This window comes from Thauera aromatica (assembly GCF_023093595.1).
Taxonomy (GTDB): Bacteria; Pseudomonadota; Gammaproteobacteria; order Burkholderiales; family Rhodocyclaceae; genus Thauera; species Thauera aromatica_A.
This window is the reverse complement of the sequence record NZ_JALLIK010000101.1, coordinates 34,599-59,621: the sequence shown is the minus strand read 5'-3', so window position 1 is coordinate 59,621 and position 25,023 is coordinate 34,599. Positions and strand designations below refer to the sequence as shown.

At 68.3% G+C, this 25,023-nt stretch carries 21 protein-coding genes; 17 read left to right on the top strand and 4 right to left on the bottom strand.

What is annotated here, in order from left to right:
* Nucleotides 1-56: 56 nt before the first annotated feature.
* On the bottom strand, nucleotides 57-1,250 hold the full coding sequence (locus MXC99_RS09405; protein WP_247725197.1) for an acyl-CoA dehydrogenase family protein: 1,194 nt from the start codon (nucleotides 1,248-1,250) through the stop codon (nucleotides 57-59).
* Nucleotides 1,251-1,534: 284 nt separating this feature from the next.
* On the opposite strand from MXC99_RS09405, the gene MXC99_RS09400 reads away from it, so the two are divergent.
* From MXC99_RS09400 to MXC99_RS09380, 5 genes are all read left to right on the top strand, one after another.
* The gene (locus MXC99_RS09400; protein WP_247725196.1) at nucleotides 1,535-2,575 is read left to right on the top strand and encodes an MBL fold metallo-hydrolase; all 1,041 of its coding nucleotides are present in this window, start codon (nucleotides 1,535-1,537) and stop codon (nucleotides 2,573-2,575) included.
* A 41-nt stretch (nucleotides 2,576-2,616) separates the two neighbouring features.
* Entirely contained in the window at nucleotides 2,617-4,440 is a 1,824-nt protein-coding gene (locus MXC99_RS09395) for a PHA/PHB synthase family protein (protein ID WP_247725195.1), read from the top strand.
* Nucleotides 4,441-4,516: 76 nt separating this feature from the next.
* The gene (locus MXC99_RS09390) at nucleotides 4,517-5,020 is read left to right on the top strand and encodes a PIN domain-containing protein (RefSeq protein WP_247725194.1); all 504 of its coding nucleotides are present in this window, start codon (nucleotides 4,517-4,519) and stop codon (nucleotides 5,018-5,020) included.
* Between the two features lie 152 nt (nucleotides 5,021-5,172).
* Nucleotides 5,173-6,141 carry a TAXI family TRAP transporter solute-binding subunit gene (locus MXC99_RS09385; RefSeq protein ID WP_247725193.1) on the top strand — a complete coding sequence of 323 codons (969 nt, stop codon included), beginning with the start codon at nucleotides 5,173-5,175 and terminating at the stop codon, nucleotides 6,139-6,141.
* Nucleotides 6,142-6,249: 108 nt separating this feature from the next.
* Nucleotides 6,250-8,871, top strand: a complete 2,622-nt coding sequence (locus tag MXC99_RS09380; RefSeq protein WP_247725192.1) for a TRAP transporter permease — start codon at nucleotides 6,250-6,252, stop codon at nucleotides 8,869-8,871.
* 129 nt (nucleotides 8,872-9,000) lie between these two features.
* Here the strand turns inward: MXC99_RS09380 and MXC99_RS09375 are convergent, their stop codons facing one another.
* The 3 genes from MXC99_RS09375 to argS all read right to left on the bottom strand — a co-directional run bounded on the left by MXC99_RS09375 (nucleotide 9,001) and on the right by argS (nucleotide 12,088).
* Nucleotides 9,001-9,633 carry a thiol:disulfide interchange protein DsbA/DsbL gene (locus MXC99_RS09375; protein ID WP_247725191.1) on the bottom strand — a complete coding sequence of 211 codons (633 nt, stop codon included), beginning with the start codon at nucleotides 9,631-9,633 and terminating at the stop codon, nucleotides 9,001-9,003.
* 69 nt (nucleotides 9,634-9,702) lie between these two features.
* A complete protein-coding gene (locus MXC99_RS09370) occupies nucleotides 9,703-10,308 on the bottom strand; it encodes an SPOR domain-containing protein (protein WP_247725190.1) in 606 nt (201 codons plus the stop codon).
* 16 nt (nucleotides 10,309-10,324) lie between these two features.
* Nucleotides 10,325-12,088, bottom strand: coding sequence for an arginine--tRNA ligase (gene argS, locus MXC99_RS09365; protein ID WP_247725189.1), 1,764 nt, complete (start codon nucleotides 12,086-12,088; stop codon nucleotides 10,325-10,327).
* A gap of 135 nt (nucleotides 12,089-12,223) precedes the next feature.
* Between argS and ubiB the strand changes: the two genes are divergently transcribed.
* The 12 genes from ubiB (at nucleotide 12,224) to lptB (ending at nucleotide 25,020) form a co-directional block, all read left to right on the top strand.
* The gene (gene ubiB, locus MXC99_RS09360) at nucleotides 12,224-13,753 is read left to right on the top strand and encodes a ubiquinone biosynthesis regulatory protein kinase UbiB (RefSeq protein WP_247725188.1); all 1,530 of its coding nucleotides are present in this window, start codon (nucleotides 12,224-12,226) and stop codon (nucleotides 13,751-13,753) included.
* Nucleotides 13,754-13,866: 113 nt separating this feature from the next.
* Nucleotides 13,867-15,996, top strand: a complete 2,130-nt coding sequence (gene rocD, locus MXC99_RS16945) for an ornithine--oxo-acid transaminase (protein ID WP_282100145.1) — start codon at nucleotides 13,867-13,869, stop codon at nucleotides 15,994-15,996.
* Between the two features lie 130 nt (nucleotides 15,997-16,126).
* Nucleotides 16,127-17,587: a sodium:solute symporter family protein gene (locus MXC99_RS09345; RefSeq protein ID WP_247725187.1), complete on the top strand. Its 1,461-nt coding sequence runs from the start codon at nucleotides 16,127-16,129 to the stop codon at nucleotides 17,585-17,587.
* 116 nt (nucleotides 17,588-17,703) lie between these two features.
* The gene (gene ubiU / locus MXC99_RS09340; RefSeq protein ID WP_247725186.1) at nucleotides 17,704-18,717 is read left to right on the top strand and encodes a ubiquinone anaerobic biosynthesis protein UbiU; all 1,014 of its coding nucleotides are present in this window, start codon (nucleotides 17,704-17,706) and stop codon (nucleotides 18,715-18,717) included.
* 82 nt (nucleotides 18,718-18,799) lie between these two features.
* Nucleotides 18,800-19,696, top strand: coding sequence for a U32 family peptidase (locus MXC99_RS09335; protein ID WP_247725185.1), 897 nt, complete (start codon nucleotides 18,800-18,802; stop codon nucleotides 19,694-19,696).
* Nucleotides 19,697-19,768: 72 nt separating this feature from the next.
* Complete coding sequence (ubiT, locus tag MXC99_RS09330) at nucleotides 19,769-20,302, top strand: ubiquinone anaerobic biosynthesis accessory factor UbiT (RefSeq protein WP_247725184.1); 534 nt, start codon at nucleotides 19,769-19,771, stop codon at nucleotides 20,300-20,302.
* Nucleotides 20,303-20,427: 125 nt separating this feature from the next.
* The gene (gene thiL / locus MXC99_RS09325; RefSeq protein ID WP_247725183.1) at nucleotides 20,428-21,429 is read left to right on the top strand and encodes a thiamine-phosphate kinase; all 1,002 of its coding nucleotides are present in this window, start codon (nucleotides 20,428-20,430) and stop codon (nucleotides 21,427-21,429) included.
* A 111-nt stretch (nucleotides 21,430-21,540) separates the two neighbouring features.
* A complete protein-coding gene (locus MXC99_RS09320; protein WP_247725182.1) occupies nucleotides 21,541-22,023 on the top strand; it encodes a phosphatidylglycerophosphatase A family protein in 483 nt (160 codons plus the stop codon).
* Nucleotides 22,024-22,075: 52 nt separating this feature from the next.
* Entirely contained in the window at nucleotides 22,076-22,564 is a 489-nt protein-coding gene (locus MXC99_RS09315) for a CinA family protein (RefSeq protein WP_247725181.1), read from the top strand.
* A gap of 249 nt (nucleotides 22,565-22,813) precedes the next feature.
* Nucleotides 22,814-23,842, top strand: a complete 1,029-nt coding sequence (gene recA, locus MXC99_RS09310; RefSeq protein WP_247725180.1) for a recombinase RecA — start codon at nucleotides 22,814-22,816, stop codon at nucleotides 23,840-23,842.
* A gap of 16 nt (nucleotides 23,843-23,858) precedes the next feature.
* Nucleotides 23,859-24,308 (top strand): regulatory protein RecX, encoded by a 450-nt coding sequence (locus tag MXC99_RS09305; RefSeq protein WP_247725179.1) that lies wholly within the window; start codon nucleotides 23,859-23,861, stop codon nucleotides 24,306-24,308.
* Complete coding sequence (gene lptB, locus MXC99_RS09300) at nucleotides 24,295-25,020, top strand: LPS export ABC transporter ATP-binding protein (protein ID WP_107221902.1); 726 nt, start codon at nucleotides 24,295-24,297, stop codon at nucleotides 25,018-25,020. The genes MXC99_RS09305 and lptB overlap by 14 nt, the downstream gene beginning before the upstream one ends.
* Nucleotides 25,021-25,023: the final 3 nt, after the last annotated feature.

The window sequence follows — 25,023 nt, the reverse complement described above, 5'->3', positions numbered from 1 at the left end:
TCTCCCCGTAATCCTGCGCGACCGTCCGCCCCGCGGCTACTGCACCGCAGCGCCGTTCAGCGCGTCTCGGCGAACAGCTCGCGGCCGATCAGCATGCGCCGGATCTCGCTCGTGCCGGCGCCGATCTCGTAGAGCTTGGCGTCGCGCCACAGGCGGCCGGTGGCGCATTCGCTGGTGTAGCCGACTCCGCCCAGCGCCTGGATTGCCTCGCCGGCCATCCAGGTCGCCTTCTCTGCGGTGTACAGGATCACCCCGGCGGCATCCTTCCTCAATCCGCGCGCATGATCGCCGCGGTCGCAGGCCCGGCCGACGGCATAGGCATAGGCACGGCAGGCCGACCAGGTCGCGTACATGTCGGCGATCTTGCCCTGCATCAGCTGGAACTCCCCGATCGGGGCGCCGAACTGCCTGCGCTCATGCACATAGGGCAGGACCGCGTCCATGCACGCCGCCATGATCCCGAGCGGCCCGCCGGCGAGCACCGCACGCTCGTAATCCAGCCCCGACATCAGCACCCGGACGCCGCGGCCGATGTTCGCCTCGCCGCCGAGGACGTTGTCCACCGGCACCTCGACCTCGTCGAAAAACAGCGGATAGGTGTTCGAGCCGCGCATTCCGAGCTTGTCGAGATGGGTGCCGTGGCTGAACCCCTTCATTCCTTTTTCGACCAGGAACGCGGTAATTCCTTCCTGCCCCCGCTCGCTGCGCCCGGCGCTCCCGGTCCGGGCATACACCACCAGAACGTCGGCGTCGCCGCCGTTGGTGATCCACATCTTGCTGCCGTCGAGGATGAAACGATCGCCCTTGCGTTCGGCGCGCAATCTCATGCCGAGAACGTCGGAGCCGGCCTCGGATTCGGACATCGCGAGTGCGCCCACGTAGTCGCCGGCAATCAGCGGCGGCAGGAACCGGCGCTTCTGGCGTTCGGTGCCGTGGCGGTGGATCTGGTTGATGCACAGGTTGGAGTGGGCGGCGTAGGACAGGCCGACGGCCGCCGAAGCGCGGGAAATCTCTTCCATCACGACGATGTGCGCCAGATAGCCGAGGGCCGTGCCGCCATATTCTTCGCCGACCGTCATGCCATGGACCCCGAGCGCGCCGAGCTTGGCCCACAGATCGGCGGGGAATGCGTTGCCACGGTCGATCCCGGCCGCGCGCGGGGCGATTTCGGCGCGGCAAAAAGCCCGCACCGAGTCGCGCAGCGCGCCGATGGTTTCACCGAGTCCGAAGTCGAGGGAGGGAAGGTTCATCTCCGGTCTCCTTGTCCAGCCGCCGGGTACGCCGCCCGCCACCCCCGCCAGCGGCGTCTTCCCGCACGCGGTCAGTTGCCTTTCGTACCGGTCGGATATTGGTGTAGATTTCTAGTTTTACCGCTTGCCAGCGGGCAGCCGGAATCCGGCAGACGCCCGATCCATAAGCACAAATCGTTGTTTTGATTAAAAACACAAAACCAACCTCATGCAAGGGTCGGGTAGATTCGAGGGTTCTCCGCCCGCGCCTGCCACGCACCGGCCCGCATCCGATGGACGACATGATGAGTTCCTCCGCCCCCGCCGCGCCCTCCCTCCACTACCCCCACTACGAGCCGCCCGCCGAAGGCCAGCGCCTCGAACTCGCCCCCGGCATCGGCTGGGTCCGCATGCACCTGCCGTTCGCGCTCAACCACATCAACCTGTGGCTGCTCGACGACGGCGACGCCCTCACCGCGATCGACAGCGGCTTCGGCATCGAGCGCACCCGCACGGCCTGGGAGCAGGTGCTGGCCGCCGATCCGCGGCCGCTCCGGCGGGTGATCGTGACCCACCACCACCCCGACCATATCGGCCTCGCGGCCTGGTTGGCAGCGCGCGACCGGGCCACGGTGCTGATGACCCAGGGCGAATTCCTCTCCGCCCACGCGGTGTGGAACCAGCTCCCCGGCCACTGCATCGAGGACATGGTGGCGCAGTTCCGCAGCCACGGCCTGGACGACACCCGGCTCGCCGCCTTGTCCGCCCGCGGCCCGGCCTACCGCCGCGGCGCCCCCGAGCTGCCGGCGCACTACCATCGCCTGTTCGCCGGCGACACGCTGCAGATCGGTGCTCACCGCTGGCGCGTGATCGTCGGCTACGGCCACGCTCCCGAGCACGCCAGCCTGTACTGCGCCGAACTCGGCATCCTGATCTCGGGCGACATGCTGCTGCCACGGATCTCGACCAATATCAGCGTCTACGCCGCCACCCCCGGTGCCGACCCGCTGGGCTGGTTCCTCAGCTCGCTGCAGGCATTGTGCGAACTGCCCGAAGACACCCTCGTGCTACCATCCCATGGTCACCCTTTCCGGGGAATCCGCGCCCGCGTGGATCAGCTCGTCGAGCATCACCGCGAGCGCTGCGCCGCGTTGCTGGCGGAATGCGCCGCACCACGCTGTGCCGGAGAGCTGCTGCCGACGCTGTTCCCGCGCGAGCTCGATACCCATCAGGTCATGTTCGCCATGGGCGAAGCGATCGCCCACCTCAACCATCTCGAAACCCAGGGCGCGCTGACACGCGATGTCGGCGCCGATGGCCTGATCCGTTTTTCCCTTCGTCGCTGACGAACCCACCCGCCCCGTCGCCAAACTGGAGTCCAAACAACATGGCTGCACCCAAGACCGAGACCCCCACTGCCGAACTGCCCGATCCGCAGGAAGTCGCCCAGACCTATGCCGAAGTGGCGCGCCGCGCCTCGTCGCTGATCAGCGACCACGTCCAGCGCCAGCTCAAGAAAGGCGTCGCCGCTCCCGCCGATGAACTCGGCATCGCCCAGGCCTTCATGGACATGATGGCCAAGCTGCTGGCCAATCCGTACAAGCTCGCCCAGGCCCAGATGAGCCTGGTGTGGGACTACTTCTCGCTGTGGCAGCATTCCATGCTGCGCTTTGCCGGCCTCAACACCGCGCCGGTGGCAACGCCGGAAAAATCCGACCGCCGCTTCAAGGACGAGGAATGGGAGCAGCACTTCCTGTTCGACTTCATCAAGCAGTCCTACCTCATCGCCGCGCGCCACATCCACGACACCGTGTGCTGTGTCGACGGGCTCGACGAGCAGACGCAGAAGAAGGTGAACTTCTACACAGGCCAGTACATCGATGCGCTGTCGCCGTCGAACTTCGCCGTCACCAACCCGGAAGTCTTCCGCGAGACGGTCAAGAGCCATGGCCAGAACCTACTCAAGGGCCTGAACAACCTGCTGCGCGACGTCGAGGACGGCAACGGCAACCTGCGCGTGAAGATGACCGACACCTCGGCCTTCGAGCTTGGCAAGAACGTCGCCACCACGCCGGGCAAGGTCGTGTTCCAGACCGACATGATGCAGCTGCTGCAATACACGCCGAGCACCGACACCGTGCTGAAGAAGCCGCTGCTGATCGTGCCGCCGTGGATCAACAAGTTCTACATCCTCGATCTGCGCGAAAAGAATTCCTACATCAAGTGGTGCGTCGACCAGGGCCACACCGTGTTCGTGATCTCCTGGGTCAACCCCGACGAAAAGCTCGCCGAAAAGAGCTTCGACGCCTACCTCGAGGAGGGCATCCTGGCCGCGCTCGACGCCATCGAAGCGCAGACCGGCGAGAAACAAGTCAATGCGATCGGCTACTGCCTGGGGGGCACCCTGCTCGCCACCGCCCTCGCCTACCTCGCCGCCAAGCGCCAGCAGCGCATCGCCACGGCGACCTTCTTCACCGCGATGACCGACTTCACCGAACCGGGCGAACTCGGCGTGTTCATCGACGAAGGCCAGGTCTCCAGCCTCGAGAAAAAGATGGCCGAACGCGGCTACCTCGAAGGTTCCGAAATGGCGGGCACCTTCAACATGCTGCGCGCCAACGACCTGATCTGGTCCTTCGTGGTGAACAACTATCTGCTCGGCAAGGACCCCTTCCCCTTCGACCTGCTGTACTGGAACTCCGACTCCACCCGCATGCCGGCGAAGATGCACAGCTACTACCTGCGCAACATGTACATGGAAAACCGCCTGATCGAGCCCGGCGGCATCGAGATCGACGGCGTGCCGATCGATCTCGGCAAGATCAAGCTGCCGAGCTACTTCATCTCCACGATCGAGGACCACATCGCGCCGTGGAAGAGCACCTACATGGGCGCACAGCACTTGAACGGCCCGGTGCGCTTCGTGCTCGGCGGCTCCGGCCACATCGCCGGCATCGTCAATCCGCCGTCGGCCAACAAGTACGGCTACTGGGTCAATCCGGCGGCGAAACTGCCGGAAACCGCCGACGCCTGGTTCAAGGGCGCAGAGCAGCACCCGGGCTCGTGGTGGACCGACTGGAACGCCTGGATCACCGCCCAGGACGACGAGCGGACGGCGCCGCGCGACCCCGCCGCAGGCAAGCTGAAGCCGCTCGAAGACGCCCCCGGCTCATTCGTCAAGATCCGCATCGACGCAAAAAAACCGGACTGATCCCACCGCGCGCAAGGACGGGGAGGGCGACCTCCCCGTTTTTCGTCCACGCTTCCACGACCGCCCCGCCGCTCCGATGCAGACGCCCTCCTCCGCCCCGGCTCCCGGAACGATCCGCCTGGTGCTCGACACCAACACCGTGCTCGCGCTGTGGATGTTTCGCGACCCCCGCCTGCTGGCGCTGCGAAGCGCCATCGAGCAGGGCCGCTACCGCCTGTTCGGACGCGAGGACGCCAGCGAAGAACTGCGCCGCGTCCTCGCCTACCGCCAGTTCGGACTGGAACCGGACGAACAGGCCGCACTGTGGCACGGCTACCTCGCCCGCCTCGAACCGGCGGACTTCGCCCCCGCAGCGGAAGCGCCGGCGGCCCTGCCGAACTGCCGCGACGCCGACGACCAGAAATTCCTCGAGATCGCACTGCATCGCGCCGCCACCCACCTCCTGACCCGCGACCGCGCCCTGCTCGCGCTGGCACGCCACCGTGCGATCCGTCCGCATTTCTCGATCCTGACCCCGGAGCGCTTCATCGATGCGGCATCCCCTCCGCTTCATCCCGGCGTTGCGGGGAAACCCGAGTAGCGGCCTGCACGCTTTTTGTGCAAAGCTTCGCTTCCGATGACATCAAGATGATGGCGGACGCGTCCGCGCAGCGAATGGGCGCAGCGCACCGCCGGTTTCGCCCAGGTCGTGTTCGTATCGACGGTTCCATCGACTCGCCCCAGGAGGTCTCCGTGAAAAAAACCACCGCTCTGGCTGCCGTGCTCGCCCTCTCCGGCACGTTCGGCGCACTCCCCGCCCACGCCCAGCAGAAGTTCATCACCATCGGTACCGGCGGCGTCACCGGCGTCTACTATGCCGCCGGCGGCGCGATCTGCCGCCTGATCAACAAGGACCGCGCCCAGCACGGCCTGCGCTGTTCGGTCGAGAGCACCGGCGGCTCGGTGTACAACGTCAATACGATCAAGGGCGGCGAGCTCGATTTCGGCGTCGCCCAGTCCGACGTGCAGTTCAACGCCATCAAGGGCCTCGCGCAGTTCGCCGACGGCGGCCCGGTCACCGAACTGCGCGCGGTGTTCTCGATCCACCCCGAGCCGCTGACCATCCTGTCGCGCAAGGAAGCCCGCATCACCAAGTTCGAGGACTTCAAGGGCAAGCGCTTCAACATCGGCAACCCGGGCTCGGGCCAGCGCGCGACGATGGACATGCTGCTGCCCGCACTGGGCATGTCGACCGCCGACTTCTCGCTCGTTTCCGAGCTCAAGCCAGACGAGCACAGCGCCGCCCTGTGCGACAACAAGATCGACGGCTTCGCCTATGTCGTCGGCCACCCCGCGGCCAACATCCAGGACCCGACCACGACCTGCGGTGCCAAGCTGGTGTCGGTCACCGGCGCCGGGGTCGACAAGCTGGTCGCCGAGCACCCCTATTTCGCCCATGTCACCATCCCCGGCGGCCTGTACGCGAACAACCCGGACCCGACCAAGACCTTCGGCGTCGTGGCCAGCTTCGTGAGTTCGTCAAAAGTGCCGGCGGACACGGTCTATACCTTGGTCAAGGCGGTGTTTGAAAACTTCGAGGACTTCAAGAAACTGCATCCGGCATTCGCCAATCTCGACCCCAAGAACATGATCAAGGACGGGCTGTCCGCGCCGCTGCACGAGGGCGCGGTGAAGTACTACAAGGAAAAGGGCTGGATGTAATCCGCCGCCCGGCTTCCCTTCGCAGGGCGCCGGACCTCCCTGCATGAACGGCGGCGGCCACCAGCCCCCGCCGTTTTCGTCTTCGTTTCCCCTTGAGAGGCGTTGCCCATGACCCGCCCGGATGATCGAAAGCAAGACAGCTTCGAGCTCTCCGACGAGGAGCTGAAAAAAATCGTCGCCGAAGCCGATACCGGCGGGCGCCGGCCCACCGGCCTCACCGCCCGCCTGCTGATGCTGACGGCACTGGCGTGGTCGCTGTTCCAGCTCTGGATCGCATCGCCGCTGCCGTTCTCGCTCGGCGTCTTCGTGTTCAACGACACCGAGGCCCGCGCCATCCACCTCGCCTTCGCAGTGTTCCTGGCCTTCGCCGCCTATCCCGCGCTGAAGCGCTCGCCGCGCGACTACGTTCCACTCCACGACTGGGCCCTGGCTGCGGCCGGCGCCTTCTGCGCCGCCTACCTGTTCCTGTTCTACGCCGAACTGGCGACCCGGCCCGGCCTGCCGACCGACGCCGACATGGCCGCAGCCGTCGTCGGCCTGCTCCTGTTGCTCGAAGCCGCACGGCGTGCCCTCGGCCTGCCGATGGTGATCCTGGCGGTCGTCTTCCTGATCTACATCTTCTTCGGCCCCTACATGCCGGAGGTCATTTCCCACCGCGGCGCCTCGCTGTCCAAGGGCATGAGCCACATGTGGCTCACCACCGAAGGCGTGTTCGGCGTCGCGGTCGGCGTATCGACCAGCTTCATCTTCCTGTTCGTGCTGTTCGGCGCCCTGCTCGAGACCGCGGGCGCCGGGGCCTACTTCATCAAGTCGGCGATTGCGCTCCTCGGCCACATGCGCGGCGGCCCGGCCAAGGCCGCGGTCGTGGCCTCGGCCAGCACTGGTCTGATCTCGGGCTCATCGATCGCCAACGTGGTGACCACCGGCACCTTCACCATCCCGCTGATGAAGAGCGTCGGCTACCGCAGCGACAAGGCCGCCTCGGTCGAAGTCGCCTCCTCGGTCAACGGCCAGATCATGCCGCCGGTGATGGGGGCGGCGGCCTTCCTCATGGTCGAGTACGTCGGCATCACCTACATCCAGGTCATGAAGCACGCCATCCTGCCGGCGCTGATCTCCTACATCGCGCTGTTCTACATCGTGCACCTGGAGGCGCTGAAGATGGACCTGAAGGGTCTGCCGCGGCGCGAACCGCTGCCTTGGCAGCAGGCCGTGATCACCACGCTGATGACCTTCTCCGGGCTGGTGGTCCTGTCCGCCGCCGTCTACTGGGGCTTCGGCTGGATCAAGGATCTGTTTGGTGACGCCGCTTTCCTGGTAGTCGGCCTGCTGATGCTGGGCGCCTACATCGCAATCGTGCGCTACGGGGCGAAATTTCCCGAGCTGCACATGGAAAAGCCCGGCGAAACGATGGAGTACCTGCCCGAGATCGGCCCCACGCTGAAATCCGGCCTGCACTTCCTGCTGCCGGTGGCGGCGCTGATCTGGAACCTGATGGTCGAGCAGCTCTCGCCGGCGCTGTCGGCGTTTTGGGCCACGCTGTTCCTGATGTTCATTCTCGTTACCCAGCGGCCGCTGTTCGCCCTCTTCCGTGGCACAGGCGGGCTGGGCGCCGCCGCGCGGGAGGGATTCTCCGACCTCCTCAGCGGCCTGGTCACCGGCGCGCGCAACATGATCGGCATCGCCATCGCCACGGCTACCGCCGGCATCATCGTCGGCACGGTGACGCTGACCGGCATCGGCCTGGCGATGACCGAGCTGGTGGAACTTCTTTCCGGCGGCAACCTGATGGTCATGCTGGGGCTGGTCGCCGTGATCTGCCTGGTGCTGGGCATGGGTCTGCCGACGACGGCGAACTACATCGTGGTATCGACGCTGATGGCCCCGGTAATCGTCGATCTCGGCGCGCAAAGTGGCCTGCTCGTGCCGCTGATCGCGGTGCACATGTTCGTGTTCTACTTCGGCCTGATGGCCGACGTCACCCCGCCGGTGGGGCTCGCCTCCTACGCCGCCGCCGGCATCGCCAAGAGCGACCCGATCAAGACCGGCCTCACCGCGTTCGGCTACAGCGCACGAACCGCGATCCTGCCGTTCATGTTCATCTTCAACACCCAGCTGCTGCTGATCGGCATCGGCAACGTGTTCCAGCTCGGACTGACGATCGTCACCGCGACGGTGGCGAGCATGATGTTCGCCGCCGCCACCCAGGGCTTCTTCATCGCCCGCAGCCGCATCCACGAGAGCGCATTGCTGCTGCTGGTGACGTTCACCCTGTTCCGCCCCGGCTTCTGGATGGACATGCTCTACCCTCCTTACGAGGAAATTCCCCCCACCGAACTGACCCGCCTGGTCGAGGAAGCGCCGCGCAACGCCAACCTGAGGGTGTGGGTGGAAGGGCTGAGCCTGGAAGGCGACGACGTGTCCAAGGGCGTTCTGCTGCCGCTCGGAGACAAGGCGGACAGCGCCAGCGCCCGGCTCGCACGAATGGGGCTGACGGTGATGACGCTCGGCGACGAAGTCCAGGTCGCGGCCGTGCGCTTCGGCAGCCAGGCCGAAAAGCTGGGTCTCGAGCAGGGCTTCGCGGTCACCGCGATCGAGCTGCCTTCGGGCGAACGCCCGGCCAAGGAGTGGATGTTCGTCCCCGCCTTCGCCTTGCTCGCGCTGGTGTGGGCGATGCAGAAGCCGCGGACTCGCCGCAAGCAGCCGGTGGCACCGCCGCCCGCCGTCTGAACCGGGACGGCACGGCGCGGAAAAAAGCCGCCCTTGCCGGTGCGGCGGTTTCAAGCAGGCTCGGGCGCCTACGGCCGCAGTCCTCCGGCCGCCGGTGCGGCGCGAACCGCGGGTTTCGGCTGTTTCGGCTTATTTCGCGCCGCGCTCGGCGCGCACCCGGGCGATCAGCTCGTCGGTGACTTTCAGGGTGCTTTCATGGCTGCCGGTCAGCGATGCGGAGGTGACGTACTTGCCGTCGACGACGATCGTCGGCACGCCCTGGATCTTCATCGCCCGTGCGAGCTGGTCGGCGCGCTGCACCATCGAGCCGACACCGAAGGACTTGTAGGTTTCGATGAACTTCGCCGGATCGGCGACCTTGCCCTCGACCCATTCACGCACCTGCTCCTCGGTATACAGCGGGCGCTTGTCATCTTGCACCGCGCCGAAGATGCCGGCATGCAAGGCATCGAGCGTCCCCGACACTTCGGCGGCGTAATACAGGCGGGCGAGCCCGCTCAGCTGGGCGTTGTTCCAGATCGCCGGAACATGGCGGAAAGCGACGTCGGCCGGCAGCTTCTTTTTCCAGACGGCGACCAGGGGGTCGAAGTCGCGGCAATGCGGGCAGCCGTAGTGGAAGAACTCGATGATCTCGATCTTCGACGGATCGTCGCTCTTTTGCGGCGGGTTCAATACCGTAAACGCATCCTTCGCCCAGGCTACCGATGCGGACGGCAGGATCAGGGCCAGCGTGGCCAGCTTGAGGGCATCACGGCGGTTCATGTAAGACTCCGTTGGGAATGGACTGGATGAGATGCGTCGCAGCGCGAAGCGTTCCCCGCGCAGGCCGGCTCAGGGCGCGCCGCGGCTGACCGAAGCGGTGAACCCGGCCTCGGCCAGGCGCGCGCGCATCGGATTCATGTCCTCGGGACGGGCGAACGGGCCGATCCGCACCCGGTGCACGACCCGGCCATCGGCCAGTTGCGTGCGCTGGGCACTGGCCTGGATGCCCGACAGGGCCAGGCGCGCCTTGAGATTGTCGGCCTCGCTCGGGTTCTCGAAGGCGCCGACCTGCAGGTACAGACGCTCGACCGGCTGCGGCACCGCCTCCTCCACCGGCGCGACCGGAGTCCCGGCCTTGGCCGGAGGCTGAGCGCCCGGAGTCGATGGCGGTACGTTCTCGCCCTGGGGCAGGATGCGGTAGAACTCGAAATCCTGCTTCACCACCGGCTGATCGCCCGGTTTGCCCGGCAGATCCGCCGGCCCCTCGGCCGGAGCCTGCACACGCGGCACCGCCGGGGCCGGCTGGAAGGGGTTGGAGCGGGTGAAATACCACGCGGCACCGGCCGCGATCAGGGCGCCGAACACCAGCCCGATGAAGATCCCGACCAGGGTGCTGCCCGCACTGCCCGACGGCTTGCGGGCGGGCCTGCGGACCGGTTTGCGCTCTCGACTCACGGCCGACCTCCGTCGCTCACATCGCCTCCGGCGCCGACACGCCGAGCAGCATCAACCCCGTCGCCAGCACCCGGCGCACCGCGGCGGCAAGAGCGAGACGGGCGCACTTGAGCGCCTCGTCCTCGACCAGCATGCGCTCGGCGTTGTACCAGCCATGGAAATCGGCGGCGAGATCTTTCAGGTAGAACGCGATCTGGTGCGGCGCGTAGTCGGCGGCGGCGTTCTGCACCAACTCGGGGAAGCTCGCCAGGCGGGCGCACAGCGCCAGCTCGCGCTCGTGCTGCAGCAGGCCCAGGTCGGCGGCGGCGAGTCCGGCCGCTTCGCCGCCCCACTGGGCGAGCACCGAGCACACCCGGGCATGAGCGTACTGCACGTAGTACACCGGGTTTTCGTTGCTCTGGCTCTTGGCCAGGTCGAGGTCGAAGTCGAGGTGCTGGTCGGACTTGCGCAGGACGTAGAAGAAACGGCAGGCGTCGTTGCCGACTTCGCGGCGCAGCTCGCGCAGGGTGACGAACTCGCCCGAGCGCGTCGACATCGAAGTCTTCTGCCCGTTGCGGTACAGCACGGCGAACTGCACCAGCGCCACCTCGAGTTTTTCCGGCGCCAGACCGAGCGCGGCGATCGCCCCCTTCACCCGCGGGATGTAGCCGTGGTGGTCGGCGCCCCAGATGTCGATGATGCGGTCGAAGCCGCGCTCGTACTTGTTGAGGTGGTAGGCGATATCGGAGGCGAAGTAGGTGTAGAGGCCGTTCTCGCGCTGCACGACGCGGTCCTTCTCGTCGCCGAAGGCCGTCGATCGGAACCACTTCGCCCCGTCCTGCAGGTAGATGTGGCCGGCCTTCTCGAGCTGGGTCACCGCGCGCTCGACCAGCCCGGTGTCGAACAGGCTCTGCTCCGAGAACCACTTGTCGAAGCGCACGCCGAATTCCTGCAGGTCGTCGCGACCGTCGCCGAGCTGCTCGTTGAGGGCGAAGCCGTGCACGAAGGGATAGTCCTCGCCGAGCAGGCGCTTGGCGTTGGCGATGAGGGCGTCGAGGTGTTCCTCGCGCTGTGCCTTGGCCTCGTCGTCCCTGCGCTCGGCCGCCGGCAAGCCCGGCGTGCCGGCCAGCACCTGCTCGCGGGTGACCCGGGCGAAGCGATCCTGGTGCGCGTCGCGCATCTCGCGCCCCATGTCGATGACGTAGTCGCCCTGGTAGGCGTTGGGCGGGAAGGGAATCTCGGCGCCGAAAAAGGCGAGGTAGCGCAGCCAGGTCGACAACGCCAGGATGTCCATCTGGCGGCCGGCGTCGTTCACGTAGTACTCGCGGGTGACGTCGTACCCGGCGAAGGCGAGCACGTCGGCGAGCGAGGCGCCGTAGGCCGCGCCGCGGCCGTGGCCGACGTGCAGCGGACCGGTCGGGTTGGCGGAGACGAATTCGACCTGCACCTTCACGTTCTTGCTCGCGCCGCGGCCGAAATCGGCGCCCTTGGCCAGCACCTCCCGGATCACCGCCGTCTTGGCGTCGGCCGCAAGAGTGAAGTTGATGAAGCCGGCACCGGCCACGTCCACCTTCGCCACCAGCTTCGAGGCGGGCAGCTCCGCCAGCAGCAGTGCGGCGAGTTCACGCGGGCTGCGCTTGAGCGGCTTCGCCAGTTGCAGCGCGAGGTTGGCGGCAAAATCGCCATGGCCCGCCTGTTTCGGGCGTTCCAGCAGGATGCTGATATCGGCGTGGTCGGGGGCGACGCTTCTGAGCGCGGTACGCAACAGGTCGGCGAGATGGACTTTCGGATCGGCGCTCATGGCACTCGGCATGGAATCTAAACGGGCAATTATAACGGATCGCCCCGCCCTCGCCGCGGCGCAAAGGCGGTCACGATCTTTCCTCGCGTCCGCCTTCCGGCTAAAGTCCGCCCTTTCCCCGTCCGGCATCGCACCGTGCGCCTCTTCCGCCTCGCCAAGATCGTTTCCGTCAGTCTGCGTTTCGGCCTCGACCGCATGGTGCTCGATGCCGACGCCAGCGGCCGGCTGGCGCGCATCTGGCACCTGGTCTATTTCTGGCGCGGCTTTTCGGAGCCGCGCGCGGTGCGCCTGCGCCGCGCGCTGGAGTCGCTCGGACCGATCTTCGTCAAGTTCGGCCAGATGCTGTCGACCCGGCGCGACCTGCTGCCGACCGACCTCGCCGACGAACTGGCGCTGCTCCAGGACCGGGTGCCGCCCTTCCCCTCCGAGCAGGCGCTCGCCGTGCTCGAAGGCTTCTACGGCAAGCCGATCGACGCGGTCTTCGACGATTTCGAGCGCACTCCGGTGGCTTCGGCCTCGGTCGCCCAGGTGCACTTTGCCCGCCTGCCCGACGGCACCGAAGTCGCGGTGAAAGTGCTGCGCCCGGGCATCGAGCGCGTCATCGAGCACGACCTCGCCCTGCTCGACGCCGCCGCCCTGCTGCTGGAGAAGATCTGGCCCGAAGGGCGGCGGCTGAAGCCGCGCGAAGTGGTCGCCGAATTCAGCAAGTACCTGCACGACGAACTCGACCTGATGCGCGAGGCCGCCAACTGCTCGCAGCTGCGGCGCAACTTCAAGGACTCCGCGCTGCTGATCGTGCCCGAAGTGTATTGGGACTGGTGCGGGCGCAAGGTCATGGTGATGGAGCGCATGCACGGCGTGCCGATCTCGCAGACTCCGGCCCTGCTCGCCCAGGGTACCGATCTGAAAGCGCTGTCGCGTGCGGGAGTGGAGATCTTCTTCACCCAGGTGTTCCGCGACGGCTTCTTCCACGCCGACATGCATCCGGGCAACATCTTCGTGCACCAGGACGGGCGTTATATCGCGCTCGACTTCGGCATCATGGGCACGCTCAACGAGGTGGACAAGAGCTACCTCGCGCAGAACTTCCTCGCCTTCTTCCAGCGCGACTACCGCCGCGTCGCGCTCGCCCACATCGAGGCCGGCTGGGTGCCGGCGAAGACCCGCGTCGACGAGTTCGAGGCCGCGATCCGCACCGTGTGCGAGCCGATCTTCGACAAGCCGCTGAAGGACATCTCCTTCGGCAAGACCCTGCTGCGCCTGTTCCAGACCGCCCGCCGCTTCGAGATGGAAGTGCAGCCCCAGCTCGTGCTGTTGCAGAAGACCTTGCTCAACATCGAGGGCCTGGGCCGCCAGCTCGACCCCGAGCTCGACCTGTGGAAGACGGCCAAGCCCTTCCTCGAGCGCTGGATGGACGAGCAGATCGGCTGGCGCGCACTGCTGCGTGGCGTCAAGGAGGAAGCGCCGGCCTGGGCCGGCACCCTGCCGCAGCTGCCGCGCCTGGTGCACCAGGCTCTGGCCGACGCCCCCCGCCAGCAGGCCGCCCAGCAGCAGCGCCTCGACCAGCTCGCCGCCGGCCAGCGCCAGCAGGGCTGGCTGCTCGCCCTCGTTGGCGCCGCCGCCACCGCCGTGCTCGCCCTCGAGCTCTATCGCCTGTTCGGCTGACCCCGCGGCTGAACCCGGCCCGCGGCGGCTGAACGATTCCCGCCCGCCTCAATCCAATCGACTAAAGCTTCGGCCATCCCCGACGACACCTGTATCGAATTGGGAGGTGTGCGATGACGACAGCCCGGAACGACCCAGCCGAACTACGCTCTCCGCATTCAACCGTAGCGATTCTTGGCGCCGCCTCGGCGCTCGGCGCGCCACATGCCGGCCCTGCGGGCGGGCCGGAAGCGCTGCGCCACGCTGCCGTGGCCCAGCGCCTCAATGCGATCGGGATCGCCACCGAATGGCTCGAGCCCCTGCATCCGCTGCCGCCGTCCTCGCCAGCGGCCGGCATGAACGCCCGGATCGAGGCCTGCGCCGAGTTCGCGCGCCGCCTCGCCGACTGCCTCGTCGCCTTGCCCGCCGGCCGTTTCCCGCTCGTGCTCGGCGGCGACCATGCGATCGCCACCGGCACCTGGCGCGGACTCGGGCGGCGATGCGGGCGCGCCCCCGGACTGATCTGGATCGATGCCCATCTCGACAGCCACACCGAACACAGCACCCATTCGGGCAACATCCACGGCATGCCCCTGGCCGCCCTGCTCGGCACCGGCCACCCCGCCCTCACCGCGATCCCCGGACCGGCGCTCGACCCGGCGCGCACCTGCATCATCGGCGCGCGCGCCTGGGAGCCGGAAGAGCAGGCCCTGCTGGCCCGCCTGGGCGTGCGCGTGTTCGAGATGAGCGAGATCGAACGCCGCGGCCTCGCCGCGGTATTCGTCGAGGCGATGGCGATCGCCCGCGCCGATACCGAAGCCGGCTTCGGGCTCAGCCTCGACCTCGACGCCCTCGATCCGCAGGCCTTCCCCGCAGTGACCTGCCCGGAGGCCGGCGGCCTCGACCCGCACGTCCTCGCCGAAGCGTTGATGCGCCTGCGCAGCTGTCCCGACCTGGTCGGGCTGGAAATCGTCGAATACCGCCCCGACCTCGATCCCGGGCGACACGGCGCGCAGTGGGTCGCGGAACTCGCCGCGGCCGCCCTCGGCCCCGACAGCGCCAGCCTGCAGGCGAGGGAAAGCTGCTACGGCGCGGCCAACTACGCCCCGCTGCCGGCGGTGTTCCAGCGCGGCGAGGGCGTCTGGCTGTGGGACGTCGACGGTCGGCGCTACCTCGACATGATGAGTGCCTATTCGGCAGTGAGCTTCGGCCACAGCCACCCGCGCCTGGTGGGCGCGCTCGTCAGCCAGGCACAGCGCCTGGCGCTGACCTCGCGCGCTTTTTTCAGCGACCGCCTGCCGGTCTTTCTCGAGCGCCTGTGCACCACCTTCGGCTTCGAGCGTGCGCTGCCGGTCAATACCGGACTGGAAGCGGTGGAAACCGCGCTCAAGGCGGCGCGCAAATGGGGCCATGAAGTGAAGGGCATCGCCCCCGAACGCGCGCGGATCATCGCCTGCGAGGGCAACTTCCACGGGCGCTCGATCGCGATCGTCGGCCTGTCCTCCAACGCCCGTTACCGTGCCGGCTTCGGCCCCTTCCCCGCCGGGCTCGAGCGCGTGCCCTTCGGCGATGCCGACGCCCTCGAAGCCGCGATCACGCCCGAAACCGCGGCCTTCCTGGTCGAGCCGATCCAGGGCGAAGGCGGCATCATCGTTCCGCCTCCGGGCTACCTGTCGCACTGCGCGGAGATCTGCCGCCGCCACCGCGTGCTGCTGATCGCCGACGAAGTGCAGACCGGGCTCGGCCGCACCGGCCGCCTGCTCGCCTGCGAGCATGAAGGCGTGCGCCCGGACGGCCTGATCCTGGGCAAGGCGCTCGGCGGCGGCCTGCTGCCGGTTTCCGCCTTCCTCGCCGATCGCGCGGTGATGGACGTGTTCCGCCCCGGCGACCACGGCTCCACCTTCGGCGGCAACCCGCTGGCCGCCGCGGTCGGCACCGAAGTCCTGGCCCTGCTCGCCGAGACCCGCCCCTGGGAACACGCCGAGCACCTCGGGACGAAGCTGGTCGCGCAACTGCGCCAGGCGAAGCTTCCCGGTGTGCGCGAGATCCGGGGCCGCGGCCTGCTTGTCGGCGTCGCCCTCGACCCGGCATTCGCCGAGGCCGGCGAAGTCGCCGGACGCCTGCTCAGCGCCGGCATCGCCACCCGCGACACCAATGGCAACGTGGTCCGCCTCGCCCCGCCCCTGGTGATCGATGAGGACGTACTCGACGCCGCCGCACAGACCATCATCACCGTCCTGCGCACCTACCCCGCCCCCCGGTAGCACCACGCCCGGGGCAGCGCTGCGTCGACGCCCCCCCCGAAAGGCATTCTGTTGCTAAACTCGCGCGCACTTTTTCCGCTCGACACTCCTGCCTCCCCGCGCAGATGCACCATCACGAAGGGCTCCCACCATGCTGCTCTGGCTTGTCGTCGCCTATCTGATCGTCTCCATCGGCATCGGCCTGTATGCCGCCACCCGGGTGCATAACGCCCGCGACTACATCACCGCCGGCCGCAACCTGCCGATGGCGGTGGTGCTGGCGATGGTGTTCGCAACCTGGTTCGGCGCCGAAACGGTGCTCGGCATCTCCGCCACCTTCCTCGAAGAGGGCTTTCGCGGCCTGATCTCCGATCCGCTCGGCGCCTCGGTATGCCTGGTGCTGTTCGGCCTCGTCTTCGCCCGCCCGCTGTACCGCCTGAACCTGCTCACCCTGGGCGACTTCTTCCGCATGCGCTACAACCGCAGCACCGAGTTGGTGCTGTCGATCTGCATCGTGCTGTCCTACCTGGGGTGGGTCGCGGCGCAGGTCACCGCGCTCGGCCTGGTGTTCAACGTGCTGTCGGCCGACGTCGTGTCGATGAACGAAGGCATGCTGATCGGCGCCGGGGTGGTGCTGATCTACACCCTGTTCGGCGGCATGTGGTCGGTGGCGATGACCACCTTCGTCCAGATGATCGTCATCGTGCTCGGCCTGCTCTACGTCACCTTCCTCGCCGGCGACATGGCCGGCGGCTTCGAGACGGTGATTTCCAAGGCCGCGGCCGAAGGCAAGTTCGACTTTCTGCCCACCCTCGATCTCGTCGATATGGTCGCCTGGATCGCCGCCTTCGCCACCATGGCGCTTGGCTCGATTCCGCAGCAGGACGTGTTCCAGCGCGTCAATTCATCGAAGAACGAGACCGTCGCGGTGTGGGGCACGGCGCTCGGCGGTGCGAGCTACTTCTTTTTCGCCGCAGTGCCGCTGTTCCTCGCGTACACCGCCAGCATCATCGATCCCGCCATGGTCGAGCGCCTGATGGCACAGGACTCGCAGCTGATCCTGCCGACGCTGATCCTGCAATACATGCCGTTCACCGCCCAGGTGATCTTCTTCGGTGCGCTACTGTCGGTGATCATGAGCACCGCCTCGGGGACCTTGCTCGCCCCCGCGGTGACCTTCTCCGAGAACGTGCTGCGCGGATTCCTGCCGGGCATGAGCGACCGCCAGTTCCTGTGGAGTACACGCCTCACCGTCGTGCTCTTCACCGCGCTGGTCACCTTGTACGCCACCGCCACCGAATCGAGCATCCACGAGATGGTCGAGAACGCCTATCGCGTGACCCTGGCCGGCGCCTTCGTGCCGCTCGCCGCAGGCCTGTTCTGGCGGCGCGCAAACAACCTGGGGGCGGCGCTGGCGATCGTGCTCGGCCTGGCGACCTGGCTGCTGCTGGAGAATTTCGTCGCCGAAGGCGATGTCGAGCCCCAGCTCTACGGCCTCGCCGCGAGCGCCCTCGGGATGCTGATCGGCGGCTACCTCGGCGCCCGCCCCCACCATCGCCCACACATCGGCGGCCACCACGCCGCGGCCGGCACCTATCACCAGCCGCGCTGAGCAGCCGCCCCGCCCCAGGCGGCGGGACAACCGCAGCAGCGTTTGATGGCGATCAACGCGGGGCGGGCGGCGGTGGACTATGGTTGCGGAGTTTTTCTCCCCGGCTCCTGCACACCATGACCGTCCGTCCCCCGATCGAGCTCGTCTGCCCCGCCGGCAGCCTGCCGGCCCTCAAGGCCGCCATCGACCACGGCGCCGATTGCGTCTATCTCGGCTTCAAGGACGCCACCAACGCACGCAACTTCACCGGCCTGAACTTCGATCCGGCGCAGATGCGCGAAGGCATCGCCTACGCCCACGCCCGCGGCCGCAAAGTGCTGCTCGCGCTCAATACCTACCCGCAGGCCGGCAACTGGTCGAGCTGGACCGCCGCCATCGACCGTGCCGCGGAATTCGGCCTCGACGCGCTGATCCTCGCCGATCCCGGGCTGATGGCCTACGCTGCCAAGACCCACCCGGATCTGCGCCTGCACCTGTCGGTGCAGGGCTCGGCCACCAGCTACGAGGCAATCAACTTCTACCACGAGCGCTTCGGCATCCAGCGCGCGGTGCTGCCGCGGGTGCTCTCGCTCGCCCAGGTCGAGAACGTCATCGCCCACTCGCCGGTGGAAATCGAAGTGTTCGGCTTCGGCGGCCTGTGCGTGATGGTCGAAGGCCGCTGCGCGCTGTCGGCCTACGCCACCGGCGAATCGCCCAACTGCAACGGCGCCTGCTCGCCGGGCAAGCACGTGCGCTGGGAAGACACCCCGCAGGGCATGGAAACGCGCCTCAACGGCATCCTCATCGACCGCTTCGCCGAGGGCGAACGCGCCGGCTACCCGACGCTGTGCAAGGGCCGCTTCGAAGTCAACGACGAGACCTACTACGCGCTCGAGGAGCCGACCAGCCTCAACACACTGGAGCTACTCCCCGAACTGGCCCGCATCGGCATCCGCGCGATCAAGATCGAAGGCCGCCAGCGCAGCCCGGCCTACGTCACCCAGGTCACCAAGGTCTGGCGCGCCGCGCTCGACAAGCTGCGCGCGGCGCCCGAATCGTTCTCCGTGCTGCCGGCGTGGATGGCCGAACTGAACAAGGTCTCGGAAGGCCAGGCCCACACCCTGGGCGCCTATTACCGCCCCTGGAAGTGAGCCCGCGCCGCGCCCGACGGCGCGGGGCGCCGGCACACGCCGCCCACCTGCCGTACAACCCCGATCGAACGAGACCCCAACGATGAAACTCGCCCTCGGCCCCCTGCTCTACTACTGGCCGCGCCAGAGCGTGCTCGATTTCTACGCCGGCCTCGCCGACAGCCCGGTCGACAGTGTCTATCTGGGCGAAACCGTATGCTCGCGCCGCCATGAGCTGCGCCTCGACGACTGGTTCGAAGTCGGCCACATGCTCGCCGCCGCGGGCAAGGAAGTGGTGCTCAGCACCCAGGGCCTGATCGAATCCGAATCCGACCTCAAGGCGCTGCGCCGCATCGTGCGTCAGACCGATTTCCGCGTCGAAGCCAACGACATGGGCGCGGTACGCCTGCTCGCCGAAGCCGGAGTGGGAAACTGGGTCGCCGGCCCGACCCTGAACGTTTTCAACCCGCACACCCTGCAGCTCTTGGCCGACACCGGCGCCACCCGCTGGGCGGTGGCCCCCGAGCTGTCCGCCACGACCCTCGCCGAGCTGCGCGCCGGCCTCGCCGCGCCGATCGAAACCGAAATCTTCGCCTACGGCCGCCTGCCGCTGGCGCACTCGGCGCGCTGCTTCACCGCCCGCCACTTCAACCTGCAGAAGGACACCTGCGAGTTCCGCTGCCTGTCGATCCTGGACGGCATCACCCTGCGCACCCGCGAAGGCGAGCCTTTCCTGACCCTGAACGGCGTGCAGACACAGTCGGCGCGGGTGCACAACCTGCTCGGCGACCTGGCCGCGGTGCGCCAGCATGGCGAAGTGCTGCGCATCAGCCCACAGGGCGCGCACACCGCCGAAGTGCTGGCGCTGTTCCGCGCCGCGCTCGACGGCGCCACGACCCCGGCCGAGGCCCTCGCCGCCAGCCGCGCGTGGATGGTCGCCGAGCCCTGCAACGGTTTCTGGCACGGCCGCGCCGGCGTCGAACAGTACGTGGCGGCGTAAGCGCCGCCGCCCCGGCCCAGATCCCCCGATCGATTCATCCCCGCTTCAAGTCCATCCCGCCGGAGAATGACGATGCCCGCGCTCCCCGCCCTGCCCCGCCCGTCGATGCTGTCCGCACTGCTGCCCGGCAGCCTGCGCCAGCGCATCGGCGCGCGCCTGAACGACTTCCGTGTGCCGAGCTTCACCGTGCCGGCGCCGATCGCCCGGATCGTCGCCCGCCTGCCGCAGCAGCCGCCCACCCACGCCCTGACCCTGGCGCTGAACCTCGCCCTCGGCCGCATCCTGCCGCGCGACACGCTCGCGCCGCTGACCGGCCGCCATCTGCAGATGCGCGTGCTCGATGCCGGCCTGCGGCTCGATTTCACCCTCACCGCCAACGGCTTCCGCCGTGCCGCCGCGACCGCCAAACCCGACCTGGTCCTCTCCGCCACGACCCGCGACTTCCTCGCCCTCGCGCTGCGCGAAGAAGACCCCGACACCCTGTTCTTCAGCCGCCGCCTGCGCATGGAAGGCGACACCGAGCTCGGCCTGCTGGTCAAGAACACGCTCGACGCGGTGGACTGGGACGCGCTGAAGGCAAAGCTGGTCGGCCGCCGCGCCGGCTGAGGGCCCGTCCCCGGCTGCAGCGCGAACGCTCCCTGCAGCCGAAGGCGGGGTCCACACGCCGCGGCGCCTGCAGTAAGCTTGCGCCCCCCTTCCCCGCGCTCCGCGTACCGCAAGTCCGCTTCCCCATGCCCCTCGCGCCCCCCCCTGCAGCCTCCGCTGCGGCCGCCCCGGTATCGGAGTTCGACCTCATCCGGCGCCACTTCGACCGCGCCGCGCACCACACCGACCTCGCCGTCGGCGACGATGCGGCGCTCTTCCGCGCCCGCCCCGGCATGCAGCTCGCCGTGTCCACCGACATGCTGGTCGCCGGCACCCACTTCCTGCCCGATACCGATCCCGAGGATCTGGGCTGGAAGACGCTCGCCGTCAATCTCTCCGATCTCGCCGCGATGGGCGCCGAGCCGCGCTGGGCCCTGCTCGCCGCCGCCCTGCCGGCAGCCGACGAAGCCTGGATCGCCGCCTTCGCACGCGGCCTGTTCGCCTGCGCCGAAGCCTTCGCGGTCGACCTGGCCGGCGGCGACACCACCCGCGGCCCGCTGACGTTGTCTGTCACCATCATCGGCGAGGTCCCGCGGGGACAGGCCATCACCCGTGCCGGCGCCCGCCCCGGGGACGAGCTGTGGATCTCCGGCCAGCCCGGCCGCGCAGCGCTCGGGCTGGCGGCGCTGCGCGGCGAAGTCGAACTGCACCCGGCGGCGCGCGCCGACTGCATCGCCGCCCTCCAGCGCCCGCAGCCGCGCATCGCGCTCGGCCTCGCCCTGCGCGGGCTGGCGAGCGCGATGCTCGACGTCTCCGACGGCCTCCTCGGCGATCTCGGCCACATCCTCGAACGTTCCGCCAGCGGCGCCGTGATCGACATCGCCGCCCTGCCGCTGGCCGCGCTGCGCCGCACCGGCGCCGACGCCGACCGCTGCCGCCGCAGCCTGCTGTCGGGCGGCGACGACTACGAACTGTTGTTCACCGCCCCTGCCGCCGCCCGCTCCCGGATCGAAGACCTCGGCCACCGCCTCGCCCTGGCGCTGCACCGCATCGGCACCCTGACCGCGGCCGCGGGCGAGCTGCAGCTGCGCGAAGCGGACGGCACACTGGCCGCGGCGGCACACACCGGCTACGATCACTTCCGCTGAGCCGGGTGCCGGGCATGAACGAGGGCGGCCCCTCGATTTCCGGTCGCGCCCCATCCGGCGTGTACCGACGCCGGTCTCCGCCTCCGTTTTCCAACCCGCCCCCGATCCGCCATGCGCCCGACTCCCCGCCTGCTGATGAGCCATCCCGCCCACTTCATTTCCCTCGGCTTCGGTGCCGGGCTGTCCCCCTGGGCACCGGGCACGGCAGGTACGCTGCTGGCGTGGGCGCTGTATCCGGTGATCCGCGCGCCGCTCTCGGAGCTCGTTTTTCTCGCCCTCCTCACCAGCCTGTTCGTCACCGGCATTCTCGCCGCCGAGCGTACCGGGCGCGCGCTGGGCGTTCCCGACCATGGCGGCATCGTCTGGGACGAGATGGTCGCCACCTGGCTGGTGCTGTTGTTTACGCCGCAGACCTTGCTCTGGCAGGCCGCCGCGGTCGCGCTGTTCCGCTTCTTCGACATCGTCAAGCCGCCGCCGGTGCGCTGGGCGGATCGCGCGTTCAAGGGCGGCTTCGGCGTGATGCTCGACGACCTTTTCGCCGCCGGCTACACCCTGCTGGTGCTGGCCGTCCTCGTTGCCCTCATCGGCGCCTGAACCCCGCCCGGCCCCGTCGCCGCGCGGAAACCGGAATGGAGCTTGGCCTGCGATGACCGACCCCGAACTCGACGCCCTCGCCCACCGCCTGGGTGACACGCTCGCCGCCCGCGGCTGGCGCCTCGCCACCGCCGAATCCTGCACCGGAGGCTGGATCGCCGCCGCAGTGACCGCGATCGGCGGCAGCTCCGCCTGGTTCGACCGCGGCTTCGTCACCTACTCGAACGAAGCGAAAACCGACATGCTCGGCGTAACGCCGCACACGCTCGCCACCCACGGCGCGGTCAGCGAAACCACCGTGCGGGAAATGGCCGCAGGCGCGCTCGCACGCAGCCGGGCCGAACTCAGCGTCGCCGTGTCGGGCATCGCCGGCCCCACCGGCGGCAGTGCCGCCAAGCCGGTAGGCATGGTCTGCCTGGCCTGGGCGATCAAAGGCCGCCCCCTCCGGAGCGAAACCCTGCACTTCACCGGCGACCGCCAGTCCATCCGCCGCCAGACCGTCCTGCGCGCCCTGCACGTCCTCGTCGAGCTCACCGCCTGAACGCTCCCGGGCCCCGGCCGCCGCAGCGGCACGGCGCCCCGCTCAAACCCAATGGCATATACTGGGCAAACCCCGGGACACTCCTGCGCGCCGCTTTGCCGGAGGCGGCTGCGGCCAGCAAGAGGGCAGCCGGCCGCAGCTCTGTTTGCTGTATTTACATACAGTCAATACACTGTCGCCAGCAGCCTGCTCCACCGCACGCCTGCAACCTTTGTGCCATAATCCGCCAACCACACAGGAACAACTTCCATGGACGACAACAAGGCCAAGGCCCTCGCCGCCGCGCTTTCGCAGATCGAAAAACAGTTCGGCAAGGGCTCGATCATGCGCATGGGCGACGGCAACGTCGAACGCGACATCCAGACCGTGTCCACCGGCTCGCTCGGGCTCGACATCGCGCTCGGCCTCGGCGGCCTGCCGCGCGGCCGCGTGGTCGAAATCTACGGCCCCGAGTCCTCGGGCAAGACCACGCTGACGCTGCAGGTCATCGCCGAGATGCAGAAGCTCGGCGGCACCGCGGCCTTCATCGACGCCGAGCACGCGCTCGACGTCGGCTACGCCGAAAAGCTCGGCGTCAACATCGAGGACCTGCTGATCTCGCAGCCCGACACCGGCGAGCAGGCGCTCGAGATCGCCGACATGCTGGTGCGCTCGGGCGGCGTGGACATCGTCGTCGTCGACTCGGTCGCCGCACTCACGCCGAAGGCCGAAATCGAAGGCGAGATGGGCGACCAGCTGCCCGGCCTGCAGGCGCGCCTGATGAGCCAGGCGCTCAGAAAGCTCACCGCCAACATCAAGCGCACCAACACCCTGGTGATCTTCATCAACCAGATCCGGATGAAGATCGGCGTCATGTTCGGCAGCCCGGAAACCACCACCGGCGGCAACGCGCTCAAGTTCTACGCTTCGGTGCGGATGGACATCCGCCGCACCGGCACGATCAAGAAGGGCGACGAGGTCGTCGGCTCCGAAACCCGCGTCAAGGTGGTCAAGAACAAAGTCGCCCCCCCCTTCAAGGAAGCGCACTTCGACATCCTGTACGGCGAGGGCATCTCGCGCGAGGGCGAGATCATCGACCTCGGCGTCGACCACAAGATCGTCGACAAGTCCGGGGCCTGGTACGCCTACCAGGGCGACAAGATCGGCCAGGGCAAGGACAACTCGCGCGAGTTCCTGCGCAACAACCCGGCGCTCGCGCGCGAAATCGAAAACAAGGTGCGCGCCGCAGTCGGCCTGCCCGAGCTGGCCGCGGCAGGCGCGCAGCCGGCCGCGGCCTGACCGCGCCGGGAACGCGATGGCCGAGCCGAGCCTGCGTGAGCGCGCGCTTCGCCATCTGGCCCGGCGCGACCACTCGCGCGCCGAACTGGCAAAGAAGCTCGCCGCCTACGGCAGCGACGACGAGATCGAGGCCGTCATCGCCCGCATGGGCGAGCTCGGCCTGCAATCCGACACCCGCTATGCCGAAGCCTTCGTGCGCGGCAAGGCCAGCCGTTTCGGCAATGCCCGCCTGCGCCTGGAGCTGAGCCGGCGCGGCATCGCCCGCGAACTGATCGACGCGGCCCTCGCAAGCGAATGTCCGGCGGCGGACATCGAGCGCGCGCGCACCGTGCTCCACGCCCGCTTCGCCGCCGCGCCCGCGGATCCCCGCGCCTGGGCGCGCCAGGCGCGCTTCCTGCAAGCCCGCGGGTTTGCGCCCGAGCTGATCCGCAAACTGCTGAAAGAGCCCCACGATGAGTCTGCTTAAGGTCACCGGCCTGCAAAAGCGCTACAAGGCGCGCACCGTCGTCCATGACGTCGGCTTCGAAGTCGGGGCCGGCGAAGTCGTCGGCCTGCTCGGCCCCAACGGTGCCGGCAAGACCACCTGCTTCTACATGATCGTCGGCCTGGTACGCGCCGACGGCGGCCAGATCGAACTGGACAACGCCGACCTCACCCATCTGCCGATCCATGCCCGCGCCCGCCTCGGCCTGTCCTACCTGCCGCAGGAAATGAGCGTGTTCCGCAAGCTCAGCGTGGCCGACAACATCCGCGCCGTGCTCGAACTCCAGGGCGAACGCGACAGCCGCCAGATCGACGCCCGCCTCGACGAGTTGCTGCACGAGCTGGGGATCAGCCACCTGCGCAACAACACCGCGATCTCGCTGTCCGGGGGCGAGCGCCGGCGCTGCGAGATCGCCCGCGCGCTGGCCACCGACCCGCGCCTGATCCTGCTCGACGAGCCTTTCGCCGGGGTCGACCCGATCGCCGTCATCGACATCCAGAAAATCATCCGCTTCCTCAAGGAGCGCGGCATCGGGGTGCTGATCACCGATCACAACGTGCGCGAGACGCTCGGCATCTGCGACCACGCCTACATCATCAGCGAAGGCCGGGTCCTCGCCCGCGGCCGGCCTTCGGACATCATCGACAACGAACGGGTGCGCCAGGTCTACCTCGGCGAGCATTTCCGCCTGTGACCC

Bases quoted from the DNA above. Each gene is read 5' to 3' on its own strand.
- MXC99_RS09405 (WP_247725197.1), bottom strand. From the start codon at position 1,250: ATGAACCTTCCCTCCCTCGACTTCGGACTCGGTGAAACCATCGGCGCG.
- MXC99_RS09400 (WP_247725196.1), top strand. From the start codon at position 1,535: ATGAGTTCCTCCGCCCCCGCCGCGCCCTCCCTCCACTACCCCCACTAC.
- MXC99_RS09395 (WP_247725195.1), top strand. From the start codon at position 2,617: ATGGCTGCACCCAAGACCGAGACCCCCACTGCCGAACTGCCCGATCCG.
- MXC99_RS09390 (WP_247725194.1), top strand. From the start codon at position 4,517: ATGCAGACGCCCTCCTCCGCCCCGGCTCCCGGAACGATCCGCCTGGTG.
- MXC99_RS09380 (WP_247725192.1), top strand. From the start codon at position 6,250: ATGACCCGCCCGGATGATCGAAAGCAAGACAGCTTCGAGCTCTCCGAC.
- MXC99_RS09375 (WP_247725191.1), bottom strand. From the start codon at position 9,633: ATGAACCGCCGTGATGCCCTCAAGCTGGCCACGCTGGCCCTGATCCTG.
- argS (WP_247725189.1), bottom strand. From the start codon at position 12,088: ATGAGCGCCGATCCGAAAGTCCATCTCGCCGACCTGTTGCGTACCGCG.
- rocD (WP_282100145.1), top strand. From the start codon at position 13,867: ATGACGACAGCCCGGAACGACCCAGCCGAACTACGCTCTCCGCATTCA.
- MXC99_RS09345 (WP_247725187.1), top strand. From the start codon at position 16,127: ATGCTGCTCTGGCTTGTCGTCGCCTATCTGATCGTCTCCATCGGCATC.
- ubiU (WP_247725186.1), top strand. From the start codon at position 17,704: ATGACCGTCCGTCCCCCGATCGAGCTCGTCTGCCCCGCCGGCAGCCTG.
- MXC99_RS09335 (WP_247725185.1), top strand. From the start codon at position 18,800: ATGAAACTCGCCCTCGGCCCCCTGCTCTACTACTGGCCGCGCCAGAGC.
- ubiT (WP_247725184.1), top strand. From the start codon at position 19,769: ATGCCCGCGCTCCCCGCCCTGCCCCGCCCGTCGATGCTGTCCGCACTG.
- thiL (WP_247725183.1), top strand. From the start codon at position 20,428: ATGCCCCTCGCGCCCCCCCCTGCAGCCTCCGCTGCGGCCGCCCCGGTA.
- MXC99_RS09320 (WP_247725182.1), top strand. From the start codon at position 21,541: ATGCGCCCGACTCCCCGCCTGCTGATGAGCCATCCCGCCCACTTCATT.
- MXC99_RS09315 (WP_247725181.1), top strand. From the start codon at position 22,076: ATGACCGACCCCGAACTCGACGCCCTCGCCCACCGCCTGGGTGACACG.
- recA (WP_247725180.1), top strand. From the start codon at position 22,814: ATGGACGACAACAAGGCCAAGGCCCTCGCCGCCGCGCTTTCGCAGATC.
- MXC99_RS09305 (WP_247725179.1), top strand. From the start codon at position 23,859: ATGGCCGAGCCGAGCCTGCGTGAGCGCGCGCTTCGCCATCTGGCCCGG.
- lptB (WP_107221902.1), top strand. From the start codon at position 24,295: ATGAGTCTGCTTAAGGTCACCGGCCTGCAAAAGCGCTACAAGGCGCGC.